General features: G+C 67.7%; 19 protein-coding genes. 12 read left to right on the forward strand and 7 right to left on the reverse strand.

Annotated features, from left to right (window positions below; genetic code table 11):
- Positions 1-13: 13 nt before the first annotated feature.
- Positions 14-895 carry a DNA-3-methyladenine glycosylase family protein gene (locus tag ACLQ3C_RS15210; protein ID WP_425705920.1) on the forward strand — a complete coding sequence of 294 codons (882 nt, stop codon included), beginning with the start codon at positions 14-16 and terminating at the stop codon, positions 893-895.
- Here the strand turns inward: ACLQ3C_RS15210 and ACLQ3C_RS15215 are convergent.
- Both ACLQ3C_RS15215 and ACLQ3C_RS15220 read right to left on the reverse strand, forming a co-directional pair.
- Positions 892-1,530, reverse strand: coding sequence for a class I SAM-dependent methyltransferase (locus tag ACLQ3C_RS15215; RefSeq protein WP_425705921.1), 639 nt, complete (start codon positions 1,528-1,530; stop codon positions 892-894). The two genes, ACLQ3C_RS15210 and ACLQ3C_RS15215, sit on opposite strands and share 4 nt — an antisense overlap.
- A gap of 7 nt (positions 1,531-1,537) precedes the next feature.
- Entirely contained in the window at positions 1,538-2,074 is a 537-nt protein-coding gene (locus tag ACLQ3C_RS15220) for a carboxymuconolactone decarboxylase family protein (protein WP_425705922.1), read from the reverse strand.
- A gap of 25 nt (positions 2,075-2,099) precedes the next feature.
- Between ACLQ3C_RS15220 and ACLQ3C_RS15225 the strand changes: the two genes are divergently transcribed.
- Positions 2,100-2,567 carry a MaoC family dehydratase gene (locus tag ACLQ3C_RS15225; RefSeq protein WP_425705923.1) on the forward strand — a complete coding sequence of 156 codons (468 nt, stop codon included), beginning with the start codon at positions 2,100-2,102 and terminating at the stop codon, positions 2,565-2,567.
- A gap of 79 nt (positions 2,568-2,646) precedes the next feature.
- On the opposite strand, the gene ACLQ3C_RS15230 is transcribed toward ACLQ3C_RS15225, so the two are convergent.
- Together ACLQ3C_RS15230 and ramB are read right to left on the reverse strand one after the other, a co-directional pair.
- On the reverse strand, positions 2,647-4,041 hold the full coding sequence (locus ACLQ3C_RS15230) for a lipase family protein (protein ID WP_425705924.1): 1,395 nt from the start codon (positions 4,039-4,041) through the stop codon (positions 2,647-2,649).
- A 57-nt stretch (positions 4,042-4,098) separates the two neighbouring features.
- A complete protein-coding gene (ramB, locus tag ACLQ3C_RS15235; protein WP_425705925.1) occupies positions 4,099-5,535 on the reverse strand; it encodes an acetate metabolism transcriptional regulator RamB in 1,437 nt (478 codons plus the stop codon).
- A gap of 101 nt (positions 5,536-5,636) precedes the next feature.
- On the opposite strand from ramB, the gene ACLQ3C_RS15240 reads away from it, so the two are divergent.
- The 4 genes from ACLQ3C_RS15240 (at position 5,637) to ACLQ3C_RS15255 (ending at position 10,135) form a co-directional block, all read left to right on the forward strand.
- Positions 5,637-6,452 (forward strand): hypothetical protein, encoded by an 816-nt coding sequence (locus ACLQ3C_RS15240; protein ID WP_425705926.1) that lies wholly within the window; start codon positions 5,637-5,639, stop codon positions 6,450-6,452.
- 453 nt (positions 6,453-6,905) lie between these two features.
- On the forward strand, positions 6,906-8,192 hold the full coding sequence (aceA, locus tag ACLQ3C_RS15245; RefSeq protein ID WP_425705927.1) for an isocitrate lyase: 1,287 nt from the start codon (positions 6,906-6,908) through the stop codon (positions 8,190-8,192).
- Positions 8,193-8,316: 124 nt separating this feature from the next.
- A complete protein-coding gene (locus tag ACLQ3C_RS15250) occupies positions 8,317-9,201 on the forward strand; it encodes a 3-hydroxybutyryl-CoA dehydrogenase (protein ID WP_425705928.1) in 885 nt (294 codons plus the stop codon).
- 172 nt (positions 9,202-9,373) lie between these two features.
- The gene (locus ACLQ3C_RS15255; RefSeq protein ID WP_425705929.1) at positions 9,374-10,135 is read left to right on the forward strand and encodes a heparin-binding hemagglutinin; all 762 of its coding nucleotides are present in this window, start codon (positions 9,374-9,376) and stop codon (positions 10,133-10,135) included.
- 30 nt (positions 10,136-10,165) lie between these two features.
- Here the strand turns inward: ACLQ3C_RS15255 and ACLQ3C_RS15260 are convergent, their stop codons facing one another.
- Positions 10,166-10,768: a helix-turn-helix domain-containing protein gene (locus ACLQ3C_RS15260; protein ID WP_425705930.1), complete on the reverse strand. Its 603-nt coding sequence runs from the start codon at positions 10,766-10,768 to the stop codon at positions 10,166-10,168.
- A gap of 63 nt (positions 10,769-10,831) precedes the next feature.
- Between ACLQ3C_RS15260 and ACLQ3C_RS15265 the strand changes: the two genes are divergently transcribed.
- The 5 genes from ACLQ3C_RS15265 to ACLQ3C_RS15285 all read left to right on the forward strand — a co-directional run bounded on the left by ACLQ3C_RS15265 (position 10,832) and on the right by ACLQ3C_RS15285 (position 16,313).
- Positions 10,832-12,028 carry a benzoate/H(+) symporter BenE family transporter gene (locus tag ACLQ3C_RS15265; protein ID WP_425705931.1) on the forward strand — a complete coding sequence of 399 codons (1,197 nt, stop codon included), beginning with the start codon at positions 10,832-10,834 and terminating at the stop codon, positions 12,026-12,028.
- 4 nt (positions 12,029-12,032) lie between these two features.
- Complete coding sequence (locus ACLQ3C_RS15270) at positions 12,033-13,250, forward strand: winged helix DNA-binding domain-containing protein (RefSeq protein ID WP_425705932.1); 1,218 nt, start codon at positions 12,033-12,035, stop codon at positions 13,248-13,250.
- A 66-nt stretch (positions 13,251-13,316) separates the two neighbouring features.
- A complete protein-coding gene (locus ACLQ3C_RS15275) occupies positions 13,317-14,030 on the forward strand; it encodes a DUF899 family protein (RefSeq protein ID WP_425705933.1) in 714 nt (237 codons plus the stop codon).
- Between the two features lie 83 nt (positions 14,031-14,113).
- Positions 14,114-14,818, forward strand: coding sequence for a response regulator transcription factor (locus ACLQ3C_RS15280; RefSeq protein WP_425705934.1), 705 nt, complete (start codon positions 14,114-14,116; stop codon positions 14,816-14,818).
- A gap of 55 nt (positions 14,819-14,873) precedes the next feature.
- A complete protein-coding gene (locus ACLQ3C_RS15285; protein WP_425705935.1) occupies positions 14,874-16,313 on the forward strand; it encodes a HAMP domain-containing sensor histidine kinase in 1,440 nt (479 codons plus the stop codon).
- Positions 16,314-16,333: 20 nt separating this feature from the next.
- Here the strand turns inward: ACLQ3C_RS15285 and ACLQ3C_RS15290 are convergent, their stop codons facing one another.
- Both ACLQ3C_RS15290 and ACLQ3C_RS15295 read right to left on the reverse strand, forming a co-directional pair.
- Positions 16,334-17,173 carry a hypothetical protein gene (locus tag ACLQ3C_RS15290; protein ID WP_425705936.1) on the reverse strand — a complete coding sequence of 280 codons (840 nt, stop codon included), beginning with the start codon at positions 17,171-17,173 and terminating at the stop codon, positions 16,334-16,336.
- A 3-nt stretch (positions 17,174-17,176) separates the two neighbouring features.
- On the reverse strand, positions 17,177-18,181 hold the full coding sequence (locus ACLQ3C_RS15295) for a DNA adenine methylase (RefSeq protein ID WP_425705985.1): 1,005 nt from the start codon (positions 18,179-18,181) through the stop codon (positions 17,177-17,179).
- 200 nt (positions 18,182-18,381) lie between these two features.
- Here ACLQ3C_RS15295 and ACLQ3C_RS15300 point away from each other — a divergent pair, with 200 nt between their 5' ends.
- Positions 18,382-18,807 carry an HIT family protein gene (locus tag ACLQ3C_RS15300; RefSeq protein WP_425705937.1) on the forward strand — a complete coding sequence of 142 codons (426 nt, stop codon included), beginning with the start codon at positions 18,382-18,384 and terminating at the stop codon, positions 18,805-18,807.
- Positions 18,808-18,835 lie beyond the last annotated feature (28 nt).

The raw sequence follows: 18,835 nt of genomic DNA on the forward strand, positions 1-18,835 counted from the left end.
AGACTCGCAGGCGATGACCAGCGAGCGCACCCGGGCGTGGACTCCGCCGGCAGCCATCGATCTGCGGGCGACCCTGGGGCTGCATCGGCGGGGCAGCGGTGATCCTGCCTTCCGTTACGGCCGCGACGGGTCGGTGTGGCGGGCGATCCACACTCCCGATGGACCGGGCACGCTGACCGTGCGCGTCGACTTCGATCGTGTGGTGGGCCGCGCGTGGGGCGACGGCGCCGACTGGCTGCTCGACGCGCTGCCCGCGATGCTGGGCGCCGACGACACCCCCGAGGACATGCCGATCCATGACGATGTCGTCGCCGGACTGGCCGCGCGGTCGTCCGGCCTGCGGATCGGTTCGAGCGGACGCGTCTGGGAAGCGCTCGTGCCGGCGATCCTCGAGCAGAAGGTGGTCGGCGCCGAGGCCTGGCGGGCATGGCGGTATCTCCTGCGGCGCTTCGGTTCTCGTGCGCCCGGGCCCGTTCCCGACGATATGCGGGTGCCGCCGCCGCAACCGCTGTGGGCCTCGATCCCGGTGTGGGAGTGGCACCGAAGCGGTGCCGAACCCATGCGGATGCGTACCATCCGGGGCGCCGGCTCCATCGACGTCGAGCGGCATGCCGACCGGCTCGACGTGCTGCGTGGGGTCGGCCCGTGGACGGTCGCCGAGACGCGGGGGCGGGCCGTCGGCGACGCCGATGCCGTACCCGTCGGCGACTTTCACATCCCGTCGCTGGTCGGGCAGACCCTCATCGGCGAGCGTGTCGACGATGCGCGCATGCTCGAATTACTCGAACCCTATGCGGGACACCGCTATCGGGTCATCCGGATGATCGGACTCCACGGGGTGTGGCCGCAGCGCCGCGGGCACCGGATGAGCATACGCGACTATCGCGCGATCTAGGGCTTACGTGCGAGCACGTACTGGCCTTCGCCGATGACGATCTGCTCGATGTGCTCGGCGCCGAAGCGGCGTAGCGCACCGGTGATCTCGTCCCGGCCGAAGATCCGGAAGCCGCCGAGGGTCGCGAGGGTGGATACGCCGGGTAATGCCGCCACCGGTCCCGGCGCCGAGGTGAACACCACGATCAGCCCGCCGGGCTGCGTCACCCGCAGCATCTCGTCGAGCACGGGCAGCGGGTTGTCGATGAGGTAGAGCGCAGCCAGACACAGGGTTTCGTCGAAGGTGTTGTCGGCGAAGGGGATCGCGTGTGCGTCGACGCGGAGGTAGGTCGCGGGGCAGGCGGCGTTGGTGGCCACCGCGGTGTGCAGCATCGACGGTGCGGAGTCGACGCCGACGGCCCGTCCGGTGCCGGTGAGTCCGTCGGCGATGCGACGCGTGTAATTGCCGGGCCCGCAGGCGATGTCGAGGACCATCCGCTCTCCGGGCCGGCACAGGTAGGCCCGAAGTGCGGTGTCGTAGTCGGTGGTCTCGGTACTGCCGAGGCTGAACCCGCGGGTGAACACCGGGCGCCACGCCCGTTCGTAGATGCGCGAGAACCACGGATTGCGCATCAGGTGCGCGGCGAACGACGGCATCGTGCGGTCAGGCGCGCACGTCGGGCTGAACCCGCAACGTGTGCAGGGTGGTGGCGAGCATGTCGTATTGGCCGACGAGGAGCAGAAAGCCGATGGTGCGCCGCTCGTCGAGATGACGGCGCAATGCGGTCCAGGCGATATCGCTGATGTCGGACGTGGTCACCAATTCGTCGGCGGCCCGCAGGATGGCCCGTTCCCGATCGCCCCACCCGGCGTCGGGGCCCTCGATGATCCGGGACAGGTCGTCGTCGGTGAGACCGGCGCGCTTGCCGATACGTCGGTGGTGATCGAGCTCGTACTGCGATCCGCGCAGATGGGCGACCCGTATGATCACCATCTCGGAGTCCTTGCGCGACAGTGCCCCGAAGGGCATCAGCCGCGCCCCGAAGTGCAGCCAGGCCCGAAACTGTCCGCGGCTGCGGCCCAGGGTGGAGAAGATGTGGGGGTCGGCGACTCCCATGACGCGCCCGGCGATCCGGGCGAAAGCCCAATTGACGGGGCCGAGGTCGCGGAGTCCACCGGGAGCGATCCGAGGGCTGCTCATGCCCTCACGGTAGACTACGGGAACTATGGCGACCATCACACCACGCTCGTTCGGTTCTCTGGAGGAAATCAAGGCCGCGATCGGCGAGGACCTCGGGTCGGGGGAATGGCTGGAGATCACCCAGGAACGCGTCAACCAGTTCGCCGACGCCACGCGCGACCATCAGTGGATTCACGTCGACCCCGAACGCGCGGCCGCCGGCCCGTTCGGCGCCCCGATCGCACACGGCTTCCTGACCCTGTCGCTGCTGCCCGGGCTGGCGGGCTCGATCTTCACCGTCGAAGGGCCGAAACTCGTGATCAACTACGGCCTGAACAGGGTCCGCTTCCCGCGCCCGGTGCCCGTCGGCTCCCGGATCCGATCCAATGCGGTGATCACCTCCGTCGAGGAAGGCCCGAAAGGCGTGACGATGGTGGTCCGCAACACCGTCGAGATCGAGGGCGTCGACAAGCCGGCATGTGTGGCGGAGAACGTGCGCGTACTCGTCTACTGACCTTCCCGCTCACTCATTTGCTTCCCGCTCGACGATCTCGTCGAGCGGGAAGCAAATGGTTGAGCGGGAGCGCGTACGGTCACCGCGGGCAGTCGTTGTGGGCCGGGATCCCCTGTAGTCGTTGGTCGAGCCAGCTGAGCGCGTCGGGATAGCCGAGCACCGCGGCGCTGAGGTGTTCACCGAACACCTCCCGGTAGGTCGCGTTCGCGCCCAACCGGCATTGCTCGCGGTACAGGTTGCGCGCGCCGGCCGCGGGGATCCACCATTCCTGGGTGCCGTTGTAGATGTAGAGCGGCACGTCGGCACGCCGATCGGCCATCTTGGTGACGCGGTAGATCTCTTGTGCCACCGGCGAATGGAACGGATCGGGGACCGAGGACATCAACTGCATCGGCATGAACGTCGCACCTGCGACGGCCTCGGGGACGACGCACACGTTCTTCAGCGGCGACGTCGCAATCCACTGCGCCGCATGGTTGGCCAGGGCGAGGACCTCCGGGCGTTCCCGGGCGATACCGAAGGTCGCGGCGTGGAAGAGTCCGGTGGCGAGGTTGGCGTTCATGCTGCCGACGAGCATCTGGAAATCGGCGGGAACGCCGCCCATGGCGGCGCCGACGAATCGCGGTGACAGTTCCGGCGCATACTCGCCGAGCAGTTTGGCGGCCCCGTTGGTGGCGATCGAGCCGCCGGAATAACCGGTCATCGCAATTCGGCTCGACCCGAATGCCACGTGGTCGAGCGCGTCGGCGGCCCGCACCGAATCGAGGATGATGTGTCCCGCCGTGGTCGGCTCGGCATACGCCATGCGCGGACCCTGATGATCGGGCACGATCACCGAGTAGCCACGAGCCAGTGCGAGCTGGGTGCTCGGCGGAAAGAAGTCGGTGAACCCCGTGGCGATGGAAAGTCCGTGTGCCAGTGTCATTCCCGGCGTGCATGCAGCACCGAGCGCGTCGATGGGGAGGTTGTTGACCAGGATCGGGCGGGCACCGCGGCCGTGCCAGTCCTGGCGTGGGACAAGGATGGTCGCCGTGCCGAACGACGGCCGTCCCACGGCGTCGCGGGTGGCGAACTTGACCTGTCGGGCCGAGCGGATGGGTGCGGTGACCAGGAGCGCCGCGGGGTCGGTGACGTCGCGGGTGGCGATGATCGTTCCCGGTGCGCGGTGATCGAGATCGGCCGGCCAGTGGTCGAAGAAGGGGTCACCGGTGGGATCGGGCAGTGCGGCGGCACGCAATTCCTGAAGCCGGTGCGGAAGTCCGGGGGCCACCGCACGCGGCGGAATCCGGGTCAGATGCGGGAATGGCGGCGGCGGGACCGCGCCATCGATCGCCTGCGGGACCTGCGGTGGGACGGCCGTCATCTCGGGCGGCTCGGCGCCCGCCGAGGACCACACGAGTATCCCGGCGGCGAGTTGCGCCATGACGGTGACCGCCACGATCACGCCGCTTGCACGGTTGACTCCCGTTCGCATGGCTGGCTCCCGACGCCGTTGTCCGAATGCGGGTTCGGAAAGACCCGCTCGGCGAACTCAGAGTGCCATATAGGGCGAGATGCTGCTGCCGTGTTCGTTGAATCGGAGTGGGGTGCCGAGCGACGGGAACGCGCGCTGCGCGCAATTCTGGCGTTCGCAGACGCGGCAGCCGGCGCCGATCGGGGTGATGCGGGCCTGCGGCCCGATCTCGAGGCCATCGGAGTAGATGACGCGGGCCGCATGGCGCAGTTCGCAACCCAGCCCGATCGCAAACGTCTTGCCCGGCTGACCGAAGCGCGCGGCGCGGCGTTCGACGGTGCGCGCCACCCAGAAGTATTCGCGGCCGTCGGGCATCTCGGCGATCTGGGTCAGGATCTTGCCCGGCGAGCCGAAGGTCTCGTACACATTCCACAACGGGCAGGTGCCGCCGGACGACGAGAAGTGAAACCCGGTCGCCGACTGCCGTTTTGACATGTTTCCGGCCCGGTCGACACGGACGAACGACCATGGGATGCCGCGCAGGTTGGGTCGCTGCAGCGTCGAGAGACGATGACAGATCGTCTCGTAGGAGACCGCGTAGAACGCCGACAGTCGCTCGATGTCGTAGCGGAAATCCTCTGCGGCGCCATGGAATTGACGGTAGGGCAGTAGGGCGGCCGCAGCGAAGTAGTTGGCCAGGCCGTACCGCGCCAGCGAGCGCGCCTCGTCGCTGGTGAACGTGCCGGCTTCGACGAGTTCGCCGATGAGATCGCCGAATTCGAGCAGCGCCAGTTCGGTGGCGAGTTTGAAGGCCCGCTGCCCTGAGGACAGCGCCGCCGACACCTCCAGGCGCCCGGTCTCGGTATCGAAGCGGTGCAGGACGTAGTCGCCGAGATCGACGCGGCGGACGACGGTGACGCCGTGGCGTTTCTCCAGCCGGTCGATGATCTCGCGGCGCACGTCTCCGGTGTGCATGCGCATACGCGTGGTCATCTCTTCGGCGGCGACGTCGAGTTCGTGAATGTAGTTGCGGCGCTGATAGAAGTAGTCACGCACCTCTTCATGCGGTGCGGTGATCGCGCCGCGCATCGACCGGTCACCACGTTCGTCGGTGGCCGCCGCGAGCTGATCGGTGGAGTTGCGGTATCGCCGGTACAGATTGACCATCGCGGTGGCGATCTCGGGATGCACGGCGACCATCGCACTGATCTCCTGGGGATCGAGCGAGGTGGACGCGGCCGCCACGTCGTCGTCGAGCAGCACCTCCCGCAATTCCGCCACGAGGCGCACATCGTCCTGGGAATCGAAGAACCCGGCGTCGACTCCGAAGGTCTCGGTGATCCGGGCGAGCACCGTGGCGGTCAGCGGCCGCGCATCATGTTCGATCTGGTTGAGGTAGGACGGCGAGATCTCCAGGGTGTGCGCCAGTGTCACCTGAGACAGACCACGTTCCGAACGCAGCTGACGCAGCCGTGAGCCGACATATGTCCGAGCTCCGGCATAACTTTTGGTCACCGCACACACCTCCGCCGTTCCCGATGGCCGCGCCGCCCCGACGCGGACCGGAGATCACCGGCGATCGTGGGCAGAGCGCACTTCAGGGTACGGTGACCCGCGTGCGTGTGCTTCGCGCTCATGGGCGCAGGGGGAGAGCGGCGGGGCCGGCGGTGGTGCTGGCCTTGTGCGCGGCGGTGACGATGGCGTGTGGCGGCGGCCCGACGGGTGTCGCGCAGTCCGCGCTCGCACCTGCCGATCTGCTGCTCGACCCGTCGGCGCTGCCGGTCGGATTCACCGCCACCGAATTGTCGGTCGCGCAGCTCGTCGAGGCCAACGCGTCGCAGCTCAAGGCCTCCGACGCCACCGAGGTCTCCCCGCCGCAGTGCCGGCCCACCGCCGATGCACGACTCGATCCCACCCTGAACGAGGCGAACTCGGCGGTACTCGGGGCGCAGGCCTCGTTCGGCGGGCTCGTCGAGTTGGTGACCACGCAGTCGCGTGACATCGGCGCCGACATCGCGACCATGACCGGTGACTGCGCGCGCACGGAGACGACCATCAGCAACGGCAACCTCGCCGGAACGCGGGTCGTCACCCAGCACACCGAGATGGCCCAGCCCGATCTCGGCCACGCTGCCGATCAGGTCGAGCAGATGCTCCTGATCAAATCGGCGACCACCACCACCCTCGCCGATCATTCGGTGCGGACGAGGATCGACTACGTCGGCTACGCCGTTGTGGCCGGCTCCCACGCCTCTGCGGACTCTGCGCGCGCCACACCGGTGACCGTCGGGCTGACGGTCTCCGGCGACCCGACCGAGGCGGTGGCGCCCCCCGCGCCGGCCCCGATGGCCCGTCCGGCAATGCCCGAACAGGACTTCGTATCGCTGTTCGGCAGCGCGCTCACCACCGCCGTGCAGGGCCGCAAGAGCTAGCCCGTCCGCCGTCGGTGCCGGGCGGCTGCCGGATTTACCGGCGCCTTGTTGTGAAGGTGGTCACACGTGGCTGCCGACTTGTCGGGCCGTTGGTCGACCCCCGCCAGGCGGGCCGGGGAGTGGCGCGGCGGAGTACTCGACGCAAAAATCCCAGTACGCGCGTACTTTTTTGCCGGTCGACGCCAGGACTTCACACGCGCGGATTTGCAAAGTTTGCCGGGCGCTGGCGAATCGTGGCCACTCTTCACACCCCAAACCTCACTGGACCTGCAGGTTTGTCATGTGGCACTCTTGAAGACAGACACCACCGGGCAGTCCCGGAGAGTTGGCAAAGCGTCTCTCCCGGTCCGCCGGCTGTCTGCCAGCAAGGGTTCGACCGCCAGATTCCACGGCCGGTCCGAAACCACGATCGGTCACATCGGGCCGAGCAGCACAACGAAAGCGAAGTGGCTAATGAGCAACGTCGGAAAGCCCCGCACCGCCGCGGAGATCCAGCAGGACTGGGACACCAACCCGCGATGGAAGGGCATCAAGCGCGAGTACACCGCCGAGCAGGTCGCCGAACTGCAGGGCAGTGTCATCGAGGAGCACACCCTGGCCCGCCGTGGCGCGGAGATCCTCTGGGAGGGTGTGAACGGCGACAACTACATCAACGCGCTCGGCGCCCTCACCGGCAACCAGGCCGTGCAGCAGGTCCGTGCCGGCCTCAAGGCCATCTACCTGTCGGGCTGGCAGGTCGCCGGTGACGCGAACCTGTCGGGTCACACCTACCCCGACCAGTCGCTCTACCCGGCCAACTCGGTCCCGGCCGTCGTGCAGCGCATCAACAACGCGCTCCTTCGCGCCGATGAGATCGCCCGCGTCGAGGACGACAAGTCGGTCGACAACTGGGTCGTGCCGATCGTCGCCGACGGCGAGGCCGGATTCGGTGGCGCCCTCAACGTGTACGAGCTGCAGAAGGCCATGATCAAGGCCGGCGCCGCGGGTACCCACTGGGAGGACCAGCTCGCCTCGGAGAAGAAGTGCGGCCACCTCGGTGGCAAGGTGCTCATCCCCACCCAGCAGCACATCCGCACCCTGTCCTCGGCGCGCCTCGCGGCCGACGTGGCGAACACCCCGACCGTCGTCGTGGCCCGCACCGACGCCGAGGCCGCCACCCTGATCACCGCCGATGTCGACGACCGCGACAAGCCGTTCGTCACCGGTGAGCGCACCGCCGAGGGCTTCTACCACGTGCAGAAGGGCATCGAGCCCTGCATCGCCCGTGCCAAGGCCTACGCCCCGTACTCCGACCTGATCTGGATGGAGACCGGCAAGCCCGATCTCGAGCTGGCCCGCAAGTTCGCCGAGGCTGTCAAGAGCGAGTTCCCCGACCAGCTGCTGGCCTACAACTGCTCGCCGTCGTTCAACTGGAAGCAGCACCTGGACGACGCGACCATCGCGAAGTTCCAGAACGAGCTCGGCGCGATGGGCTTCAAGTTCCAGTTCATCACCCTGGCCGGCTTCCACGCCCTCAACTACTCGATGTTCGATCTGGCCTACGGCTACGCCCGCAACCAGATGAGCGCCTACGTCGAGCTGCAGGAGCGCGAGTTCGCCGCCGAGGAGCGCGGTTACACCGCCACCAAGCACCAGCGTGAGGTCGGTGCCGGTTACTTCGACCGCATCGCCACCACCGTCGACCCGAACACCTCGACCGCAGCCCTGAAGGGTTCGACCGAGGAAGGCCAGTTCCACTGAGAACCAGGCCGGCGAGAGTCGACAGCCCGATGTGACGAGAACCCGGGGCGAGTGGGATCACTCCCGCTCGCCCCGGGTTTCGTTTTTGGTGCCGGGGTTCATTTTTTTGGTGAAGGAGTGGTTCGTGGCAACCGAGAAGGTGTCCCGCGTAGGTGTGGTCGGTGCCGGTCAGATGGGTGCCGGGATCGCGGAGGTATGTGCCCGGGTCGACACCGACGTGCTGGTGTACGAGGCGACGCGGGAGCTGACCGGCGCCGGGCGTGCCCGCATCCTGCGCTCGCTCGACCGCGGCGTGTCCAGCGGCAAGCTGACCGAGCGGGAACGCGAACAGGCTTCCGCGCGACTGCATTTCACCTCCGATCTCGGCGATCTCGCCGATCGGCAGATCGTGTGCGAGGCCATCGTCGAGGACGAATTGGTCAAGACGCAGATCTTCGCCGAACTCGACAAGGTCGTCACCGATGCCGACGCGGTGCTCGCCTCCAACACCTCGTCGATTCCGATCATGAAGCTGGGTATGGCGACCCAGAACACCGGCCGGGTGGTCGGTATGCACTTCTTCAATCCGGTTCCGGTACTGCCGCTGGTCGAGTTGGTGACGACTCTGGAGACCGCGCCGGCGGTCTGCGCCCGCGCGCAGGCGTTCGCCCACGATGTGCTGGGAAAGCAGGTGATCCATTCGGCGGACCGCTCCGGCTTCGTCATCAATGCCTTGCTGGTGCCGTATCTGCTGTCGGCAATTCGCATGGTGGAGCGGGGTTTTGCCACTGTCGAAGACATCGACAAGGGAATGGTTCTCGGCTGCGCGCACCCCATGGGTCCCATGCGCCTGGCCGACCTCGTCGGCCTCGACACCATCAAGGCGATCGCGGATTCGATGTATCTCGAGTTCAAGGAGCCGCTGTACGCGCCGCCGCCGCTGCTGCTGCGGATGGTCGAGGCCGGCCGCACCGGTAAGAAGAGCGGCCGCGGGTTCTACTCGTATTCCGAGGCCGGTGCCGACGCCTGAGTGCTCGGGCACGCTGTGTGACCGGTGATCCGAAGACTGCGCTAGCAGAGCGCTTGCAATTGCTAGCGAAGCGTGGATACTGGTAGGTGGAAGCGCGCAAGACATCCGATTTCGGCCATGTTCGAGATCATCAGCGCTGCTGAATCTTCTCCACACCCACTAGGAGGCCGCTATGAGCACCGTCGAACGAACCCTGGCAAACCCCTTCTACGCCGTCGTCGGCGCCGGCGATCTGGCCGTTACCCAGGTCACCGAGACGCTCGCGCAGCTGCGTGAGCGCACCGAGACCGCATCCACCCGCTTCGGGGAGACCAAGTCCCGGCTCAACAGCCTTCCCGAAGAGGTTCCCAGCATCGATGAGCTCCGCTCGAAGCTGACCCCGGAAGAGCTGCGCAAGGTCGCCGAGCCGTACGTCGAGCTCGCCACCACCCTGTACAACTCGCTCGCCGAGCGTGGCGAGGAGACCGTCGAGCGCCTCCGCAGGCAGCCGCTGGTCCAGGAAGGCCTGACCCGCGCCGAGAAGACCTACAACGACGCCGTCGATCTGACCGAGGACGCCCTCGGTGTCGTGTCGTCGCAGACACGTTCGGTCGGCGAGCAGGCCGCCAAGATCGCCGGACTGGTCGGCGCCCGGGTGGGCGAGGCCGGGGATGCCATCGACGACGCCGCCGATGCGATCGGTGACCGGGTCGACGAGGCTGCGCTCGAGGTCAACGAAAAGCTCGACGACGCAAGCGAAGCCGTGACCGAGGCCGGCGAGACCCTGAAGTCGCGGACCGGGACCGCCGCGTCGAAGATCGACGGCGCCGCCGGCACCGTGGAGGGCCGCGCCCGTACCGCGTCGTCGTCGCCCGCCAAGAAGATCGCCGCCGCGAAGAAGGCGCCGGCCAAGCGCGCCCCGGTTCGCAAGTCCCCGGGCAAGACCACCAACTGAGCCGGTCTCTCTGCGAAACCCCAACGGCCCCTACCGCTTCGGCGGTGGGGGCCGTTGTTGTTCACGCGGTTGGCGTTCGCGCTGTGGCGTTTTCGGCGCCGGATCATCGGCCGGTGAATCGATGGTGAGCACCGCCAGCGCACCGTCGTCGCTGCGGTAGGTGTGTTCGGTGTCGGAGGTCCAGTGCAGGGATTCGCCCGGTCCGGCAGACTTCTCGCCGCCGACGGGTCCGGCGAACACGCGACCGCGCACCACGCGGATGTGTTCGACGACGCCGGCGCCGTGCGCCGGGGAGACCCGCGTGCCGCCGGGGGACACGTGCAACCAGAACACCTCGGTCGTGCCGCCGTCGGGATGGTGTTCGACGTGCAGCAGCCGCGCCGCGAGATACGGGCCCGAGCCCTCGGTGCCGGCCTCCTCGCCGAGCAGGGCGGTCAGTGGCACGCCGAGTGGCCCGGCGATGGCGTAGAGGGTGTCGAGCGTCGGATTGCGTTGACCCGACTCGAGTTCCGACAGTGAGCCCTTACCGACGCCCGCGGCGCGCGCAAGGCCGGACAGGCTGATTCCGCGCCGGGCCCGGATCTCGGAGATGCGGGCGCCGACCGCCGCCCGCCGTCGATCCGTATCGTTCATCGCCAGACCCTTCATCCCGGATTCGGTGTTCCGTAAACAGAACACTAGCGTTATGGTGGCCGGGTGACCACCTCGAGGGCCCCATCGTCGCTCTATGAGCCGATCATCGCGGGGATCATCACCGCACTGGTCGGCTTCACCTCGTCGTTCGTGGTGGTGGTCGCCGGGCTGCGGGCGGTCGGCGCCGATGCCGAGCAGGCCGCATCCGGACTGCTCGCGCTCACCGTGACCTTTGCGATCGGGATCCTCATCCTGTGTGTGGCGACACGTATCCCGGTCACGCTGGCGTGGTCGACTCCCGGTGCGGCGATGCTGGTCGCCGCCGGGGCGAACTACCACGCCGGGTGGCCGTCGGCCGTCGGGGCCTTCCTCGTGGTGGGCATCCTGATTCTCGCCACCGGACTCGTCCCCGCCCTCGGCGACCTGATCGGCCGGATACCGACGCCCATCGCCCAGGCGATGCTTGCCGGTGTGTTGCTGACTCTCTGCCTTGCTCCGATGAAATCCCTTGCCGCGCAGCCGTTGCTGACATTGCCGATCCTGGCGGTGTGGCTGCTGACGACACGCTGGCTGACCCGGTGGGCTTTGCCGCTGACGCTGGTGACCGCGCTGGTCGTCATCGGGATCTACGTCGGCGTGCACGGCATCGATGCGCATACCTCGACGCAGTGGTGGCCGCAGATCACCTGGACCACCCCGACGTTCGACATCGCGGCCGTCATCGGTCTGGCCGTTCCGCTCTACGTGGTGACAATGGCCTCACAGAACGTCCCCGGCGTCGCCGTGCTGAAGTCCTTCGGGTACGAGACGCCGTGGCGGCCGGCGATGTTCGTGACCGGCGCGGGCACCGTCGTCGGCGCCGCATTCGGCGGACATGCGATCAACCTGGCGGCTCTGTCGGCCGCGCTGGCCGCCGGGGACGAGGCCGGCGCCGACCGCTCCCGGCGCTGGGTCGCCGGCGTCTCCGCCGGCATCAGCTATCTGGTGCTGGCCGTGGCCTCGGGTGCACTCGTCACCATCACCGCGATTGCACCGGCCGGGCTGCTCGAGTCGGTGGCCGGTCTCGCATTGCTCGCGACGCTGGGCAATGCGCTGCTCGGCGCCTTCACCCACGACGAGTTCCGCATCGCCTCTGCCCTGACCTTCGTCACCGCGGCCGCGGGTGTGACATTCTGGGGGATCAGTGGCGCCTTCTGGGCCATCGTCGTCGGGCTCGTCTCGCACGGCGTCCTACGCTCGGGGTCGATTGTTCGGAGGTAGGTTCATGAGTGCGTATCGGCCGCGGATCACTGATGTGCAGCGACGTAATCGGTTGCTGCGCAGGCATTGTCTGGCACCGGGCCATCGCGGCGCATCGGTCCTCGAGGTGGCCGACGCAATGGTGGGACTGCACGCGACCACACCGTCGACGGTCTACCTGTCGGCGTGGGCGCGCACCGAGGATCTCCGCGCCGCCGACGTGGATTCGGCGCTCTACGACGACCGCACCCTGATCAAGCAGTTGGCCATGCGCCGAACGCTTTTCGTCTTTTCCGGTGCCGTACTCGGAGAGGCCGTGGGCGCGATCGGATCGCGTGTTGCGGGCTCCGAACGCACGAACATGCTCCGCGATCTGCGCCGCAGCGAGGACGCCGTGGACCCGGAGGGGTGGATCGACACCGCGCGGGCGGCGATCCGCGCCGAATTCGCCGACGGGACGACACTGACCTCCGCCGAGCTGCGGGCCCGGCTGCCCGAGGTGGACCGGCAGGTCATCATCAGCCCGGGCAAATCGTATGGCGGACCGAGTCCGTTGATACCTCGCGTCCTCAACATGATGAGCGCGGCCGGCGAGGTGGTGCGTGGCCCGAACAACGGCGGCTGGCACGTGTCGAGGCCGTCGTGGTCGGCGATGGATCGATGGCTGCGGCACCCACTCGATGTGCCCGACGTCGCCGCCGCGCATGCCGCTCTCATCCGCCGATGGCTCGCCCGGTTCGGGCCGGGCACCGAGGCCGATCTCGTGTGGTGGTTGGGCTCGACCAAACGCGATGTGCGCCAGGCGCTCACAACGCTCGGCGTCGCCGAGGTCGAGCTCGACGACGGATCGACGGGTTACGTCCTCGCCGACGACCTACCCGGCGGACCCGACGACGAGCCGGTGGCGCCTGCGGCGATCCTGCTACCCGAACTCGACCCGACCACGATGGGCCACAAGGCCCGCGACTTCTACCTCGGCCCACATGCCGGCAAGATCTTCGACCGCAACGGCAACGGCGGGCAAACCGTCTGGTGGGACGGGCGCATCGTCGGCGGCTGGTATCGCGGCGGCGAGGGAAGCGACGGCCGCAGTATCGACGTGCATCTGTTCGAGGATCTGTCGAGCGCGGCGCGGCGCGCAGTCGCCGAGCGCGCCGACGAGCTCACCGCGTGGCTCGGCGACGTCGCCTTCCGCCCCGGCTATCCGCCGCCGTATCTTCGCGAACTCACGCCGCGCCGATGATTTCCCGGCCGTCCCCCGGTCTGTCCTCGTACCGGCTTCCGATCCCACAGCCCCCGAGGAGACCCGATGACCCAGCAGACACGGACAGATACCGCATCGGCCTTGCCGCCCGTGGTCGACGAGGCGACCTGGCGCACCGCCCTCGCCGACCTGCGTCGACGTGAGAAGGCCGCGACCCGCGAGCTCGATGCGATCGCCGCGGACCGCCGACGGCTGCCGATGGTGGAGGTCGACGAGACCACCCTGATCGGCGCCGACGGGCCGATCCGACTCGCCGACGTCTTCGCCGGCCGGTCCCAGCTGATCACCTATCACCACATGTGGACCGACGGCGCGCAATTCCAGTGCCCCGGTTGCACCGGCTTCACCTCACAGTTCACCCGGCTGGAATTCCTCGACGACTACGACGCACGGTTCGTCATCGTCACCAACGGCCCCATCGACGAGGCGCTCGCCTACAAACGGCGCGTGGGCAACCCGATGGAGTGGTATTCGGCGTCGCAGAGCACCTTCGGGACCGAGATGGACGCGGCGCCCGGCGCCGGATTCGCCGTCAACGTCTTCCTGCGCGACGGTGACCGCGTGTTCCGGACCTGGCACACCACCGGTCGGGGTACCGAACAACTCGGGCACACCATGGGTCTCGTCGACCTCCTGCCGTGGGGACGACAGGAACAATGGCAGGACTCGCCGGCCGGGTGGCCGCAGCATCCCACCTATTCGGGGTGGGCCGGGTCACCCGACATCGCCCGCCGCTACGGCGAACCGGACGAGGTCTGACGGATCTCTGCAGGTCAGAGCTATCAGGAACCTCCCAGGCAGATTCCAGGTTCGTGACAGACTGGGTCTGTGAGGTGGAGACCATGAGTGGAGCGGGTCATGGTGCGAAGGTTCTCGTCGTCGACGACGAGGCGAACATCCGGGAATTGCTGTCGGTGTCGTTGAAATTCCAGGGCTACGACGTCGCGACGGCCGCCGGCGGACCCGAGGCCATCGACCGGTGCCGCAACCTCAAACCCGACGTGCTCGTCCTCGACGTGATGATGCCGGGGATGGACGGTTTCGGTCTGCTGCGGCGACTTCGGGCCGACGGTATCGGCGCGCCGGCACTGTTCCTGTCGGCCAAGGACTCGGTTGCCGACAAGGTGAACGGTCTGACCGTGGGCGGCGACGACTACGTCACCAAACCGTTCAGCCTCGAAGAGGTGGTCGCCCGACTGCAGGTTCTGTTGCGGCGCGGTGGGTTCGGTGAGCGGGTCAAGGAGAACACGCGTATCACCTTCGCCGACCTCGAACTCGACGACGAGTCGCACGAGGTGAGCAAGGCAGGCAAGTCGATCTCGCTCTCGCCCACCGAGTTCACATTGCTGCGCTACTTCATGGTCAACGCGGGCACGGTGCTGTCCAAACCGCGCATCCTCGATCACGTCTGGAATTACGACTTCGGTGGTGAGGTCAACGTCGTCGAGTCCTACGTCTCCTACCTGCGGCGCAAGCTCGACTATGGGGTCGCCCCGCTGATCCACACGCTGCGTGGCGTCGGATACGTCATGCGGGAGCCGCGGTGAGCCCAGTCGACGCCGGCGCGAGGTCCGGACGATGTATCTCCACCGGACACGGCCGATGACTCTGCGTGGCCGCACTGCCATCGCCAAACGTGGTGTTCCGCTGCGTATTTCGCTGGTAGTACTGACGATGGGACTGGTCGGGGTCGGGCTTTTGGTCTCGGGGATCTCGGTGACCTCGGCGATGCGTTCCGATCTGCTCTCGCGTACCGACCAAGGGCTGGACTCGGCGATAGCGACCTGGGCCAAACCCCGGAGCCCCGAGATGGCGCAGCAGCCGGGTCCGCCCATCGGTCCACGGCGTCCGCCGTCGTCGTTCTTCGTGATGACGGTGCTCAATTCGGGTCAGGTGATCACCAACTCCACCGACTTTGCCCACGTTCCCGACATCGACGGGCTGGGTTCGGGCGACGTGCAGCCGACGACCGTCGGTTCCGACGGCGGTGACGGACCGCAGTGGCGGGTGATCCAACGCACCGGACCCGCGGGCGTCTCGGTGGTGGCCGTTCCGCTGACCGACGTCAGCAAGACGCTGTCGCGGTTGATGTGGTTGCAGTTCGGGATCGGTGCGGGTGTCGTGGTGGTGCTCGGAGTGCTCAGCTACCTGGTGGTGCGCTCGAGTCTGCGGCCACTGCACCGCGTGGAGGAGACCGCCCATGCGATCGCCGCGGGCAACCTCAACATGCGGGTGGCCACCGGTCCGCCCAATACCGAGGTCGGCAGTTTGTCGGCGTCGCTCAACACGATGCTCGGGCAGATCCAGCACGCCTTTGCGACGACGGCGGCGTCGGAGCAGCAGGCACGTCGATCCGAGGAGGAGATGCGGCGCTTCGTCGCCGACGCCAGCCACGAACTGCGCACACCGCTCACCTCGATCAAGGGGTTCGCCGAACTGTATCGACAGGGCGCGGTCGACGATCCGGGCGATGCGATGCGGCGCATCGACGACGAGGCCGGCCGGATGGCGCTGCTCGTCGAGGATCTGCTGGTACTCGCGCGTCTCGACGCCCACCGGCCCCTCGACTTCGAGCACGTCGACATCCTGATGCTCGCCGCCGACGCCGTGCATGCCGCGCGTGCCGCGGCCCCCGATCGCGACATCCGGCTCGAGGTTGCCGCAACCGAGGAGCCGCCCATCGTGTGGGGCGATTCGGCGCGACTCGTACAGGTGATCCGCAACCTGATCAACAACGCGGTCGTGCACACGCCAGGCGACGCGGCGATCACCGTCGGGATCGCGGTTCCCGACGGGTCGGACGAGGTGGTCCTCACCGTCGGCGACACCGGCGCGGGCCTCACCCCGGAGGAACGCTCGCACGTCTTCGAGCGGTTCTACCGCGGCGACACCTCCCGGTCCAGGGGTGTCGGCGGCGGCAGTGGACTCGGATTGTCGATCGTGGCCGCCCTCGTCGGCGCGCACGGCGGCCGCGTCGGGGTCGATTCGGCGCCGGGGGAGGGGGCCTGCTTCTGGGTGCGGCTGCCCCGGCTCGCCGAGTGAGACCTCAGATCAATTGACCCTCAGATCAATTGACGCAGGCGCGCGAACTCGGTGATGTCGGCACGGAATCGGTCGAGGGTGACCAGCGTGTACATGCCGTCGATCTCCCGATCCACCCACAACTGGTGGATGCGCCGGAGGTCGGCCTGGCGCGACTTCCAGCCGATCCCGTCGATCACCGCGAGCACGAGTTGCCGGGGCAGCCGGACCTGCGCCATCTCCTCGATCTCCCGGACCGCGTCGGTCAATTTGGAGCCGGTGGAATCGAAACCCTTTGCGGCGACGACGATGTCGGGCGTCTGCGGGTCTCCGACGATGAGGTCGGCGGGTGCGGTACGGCCGTTGCGGCCGCAGAACCGGGAGCGTGTCACGTAGTCGAGTCCGAGGTCGCGCGCGATGTCCTCGATCTCGTCCTCGATGCGACGGCCGGAGGCGCCGGCCCGGGTCGCGGTCACCCGGGTGCCGGCGCGGGCGATGAGGACGTCGGCGAAGGTGTAGGTGCGATGCATCTGGGCGCTCAGCATCCGTACCAGGTCGAACTCTTCGTCCAGCCAGCTCACCAATTCGACGGGCCGGCTGCGGGCCAGTCCATGCCAGCCCGACGTGTCGAAGCGGTCGCGCAGGACGTTTTTCAGCTTCTCCTGGGAGAGGCCGATCGCCAGACCCAGGATCGGAACGTCGGCCGGATTCTCCCGGACCCATGCGGCCAGCCCGGCCACGTCGGTGGCCATGAGCTCGCCGAGACCGGCGGTGGCCGCCGCGATGTGCTCGGCCGCAGGAGTCGACGCGGTCGGATCGACGTGAGAGGTCAAGCGCCCCAACGTCGTCAGGTACTCGTCGAAATCCGGCGCGTCGGCCATCGGTCAGTCCCGGCCGATGAAGAGGAATTCGCTGACGTCGCGCCGGGTGGCCGCGGCGTGGGTGCCGAAGCTGTACTTGTGATCGATGGCGATCACCTCGACGTGCGGCTTGACCTTGCCGAGTAGGTCGACGATGCGGTCGGGGCCGGGCAGCGCGTTGGACGAGTACGACAACACGATCGCGCCCGCATCCTCGAAATGATCGAAGGTGCGGACCAGCGCGTCGTCGATGCTGTGTTTGTAGGCGAATGGGGTGTAGCGCTTCGGGAGTTTTTTGGTCTTGGTGTTCTCCATGATGCTCATCCCCTCCCAATAGGCCGAGAGCCCCTCGAGGAAGTGATAGCGCTTGATGTAGTCGTTGTCGTCGGCGGGCGGCGCGTAGGGCGGGTCGAGATAGACCAGATCCGGTGCGGATCCCAGTACCGCGGTGGCATCGAGGTCGAAGACGTCGCCGCACGAGCTGTGGTGGCGCGAGCCGTTGCTGAACACCGTCGCGTTGTAGTCGGCGGTGGCCCGCAGCCGGAAGTGATCACGCAGCGACATCGTCAGATCGCGGCGGCCATCGGCGTAGCGGCTGGAGTCGGTGAAGGTGAACACACCACGCGGCTGCTTGCGAGCCGCCGACAACACGAGCGCCGAGATCGCCAGATCGCGACGATAACCGCGCAGCCTCGCGATGTGTGACCATGCCGAGTCCAGGAAGGCACGATCGGCGGCATCGAAGTAGAGGCCGTCGAAGGTGGCGGAGATGAAATCGCGGTCGTCGGCGGCCGGCCCGCAGATCTCCTCGATCAGATCCGCCTCGAGCCGAACCGACGAGTTGACGACGGTGGCGCGGGTGATGATGTGCGGGAAGTTGAGGAAGTCGTTGGCGGCGACCCGAAAACCCTGCGCCTTGAGCAGGTAGGACACCACCCCGGAGCCGGAGAACGCGTCCACTGCGGTGACGCCGCCGATCTCGGCGAAGGTGCGCTCGAGGTGGGGGATCAGGCGGTACTTGGAGCCCATGTAACGCAGCCGCGGGAAACGCTGCGCGGCACCGACGATGTCGACGGAACCGGCGCGTCGACCGGATGCGGCGGGGAACTCTGCGGGACTCACAGCAGAAAGGATGTCACGGACCCACGACAACGATTCGCCAACACGTCGATGAACTTCTCGGCGGCGGCCGGACGGGAACGCTCGGGACGAGCCCTAGACTGTGGGCCATGTCGTCGGTTTTCACGAAGATCATCAATGGGGAACTGCCCGGACGATTCGTCTGGCGCGACGGGCAGGCCGTCGCGTTCCTGACCATCGAGCCGGTCGCCCCCGGACACGTGCTGGTGGTGCCCCGCAAAGAGGTCGATCACTGGGAGCAGATGGACACTGCGTCCTTCACCCACCTGACCGACGTCGCACAGAAGGTCGGCCGTGCGGTCAAAGAGGCCTTCGGCGCACCGCGGATCGGCCTGCTGATCGCCGGTCTCGAGGTGCCCCATGTGCACGTGCACGTGTTCCCGGCGGCCAGCATGGAGACCTTCGATCTCGCCAACGCCCGCAAGGACATCACCCCCGAAGAACTCGACGCCGACGCCGAGAAGATCCGCGCCGCGCTCCGTTCGACCGGGTACTCCGAATACGTCGACGACTGAGCACATTTCGGTGTGCCGCCGACGGGTC

It is taken from the genome of Gordonia sp. DT30 (assembly GCF_049844915.1).
In the GTDB taxonomy this organism is placed as follows: Bacteria; Actinomycetota; Actinomycetes; order Mycobacteriales; family Mycobacteriaceae; genus Gordonia.

Coding starts and splice junctions, on each gene's coding strand:
- aceA (WP_425705927.1), top strand. CDS start 6,906: ATGAGCAACGTCGGAAAGCCCCGCACCGCCGCGGAGATCCAGCAGGAC.
- ACLQ3C_RS15300 (WP_425705937.1), top strand. CDS start 18,382: ATGTCGTCGGTTTTCACGAAGATCATCAATGGGGAACTGCCCGGACGA.
- ACLQ3C_RS15280 (WP_425705934.1), top strand. CDS start 14,114: ATGAGTGGAGCGGGTCATGGTGCGAAGGTTCTCGTCGTCGACGACGAG.
- ACLQ3C_RS15210 (WP_425705920.1), top strand. CDS start 14: ATGACCAGCGAGCGCACCCGGGCGTGGACTCCGCCGGCAGCCATCGAT.
- ACLQ3C_RS15295 (WP_425705985.1), bottom strand. CDS start 18,181: ATGGGCTCCAAGTACCGCCTGATCCCCCACCTCGAGCGCACCTTCGCC.
- ACLQ3C_RS15230 (WP_425705924.1), bottom strand. CDS start 4,041: ATGCGAACGGGAGTCAACCGTGCAAGCGGCGTGATCGTGGCGGTCACC.
- ACLQ3C_RS15270 (WP_425705932.1), top strand. CDS start 12,033: ATGAGTGCGTATCGGCCGCGGATCACTGATGTGCAGCGACGTAATCGG.
- ACLQ3C_RS15285 (WP_425705935.1), top strand. CDS start 14,874: ATGACTCTGCGTGGCCGCACTGCCATCGCCAAACGTGGTGTTCCGCTG.
- ACLQ3C_RS15260 (WP_425705930.1), bottom strand. CDS start 10,768: ATGAACGATACGGATCGACGGCGGGCGGCGGTCGGCGCCCGCATCTCC.
- ACLQ3C_RS15220 (WP_425705922.1), bottom strand. CDS start 2,074: ATGAGCAGCCCTCGGATCGCTCCCGGTGGACTCCGCGACCTCGGCCCC.
- ACLQ3C_RS15215 (WP_425705921.1), bottom strand. CDS start 1,530: ATGCCGTCGTTCGCCGCGCACCTGATGCGCAATCCGTGGTTCTCGCGC.
- ACLQ3C_RS15255 (WP_425705929.1), top strand. CDS start 9,374: ATGAGCACCGTCGAACGAACCCTGGCAAACCCCTTCTACGCCGTCGTC.
- ACLQ3C_RS15290 (WP_425705936.1), bottom strand. CDS start 17,173: ATGGCCGACGCGCCGGATTTCGACGAGTACCTGACGACGTTGGGGCGC.
- ACLQ3C_RS15275 (WP_425705933.1), top strand. CDS start 13,317: ATGACCCAGCAGACACGGACAGATACCGCATCGGCCTTGCCGCCCGTG.
- ACLQ3C_RS15225 (WP_425705923.1), top strand. CDS start 2,100: ATGGCGACCATCACACCACGCTCGTTCGGTTCTCTGGAGGAAATCAAG.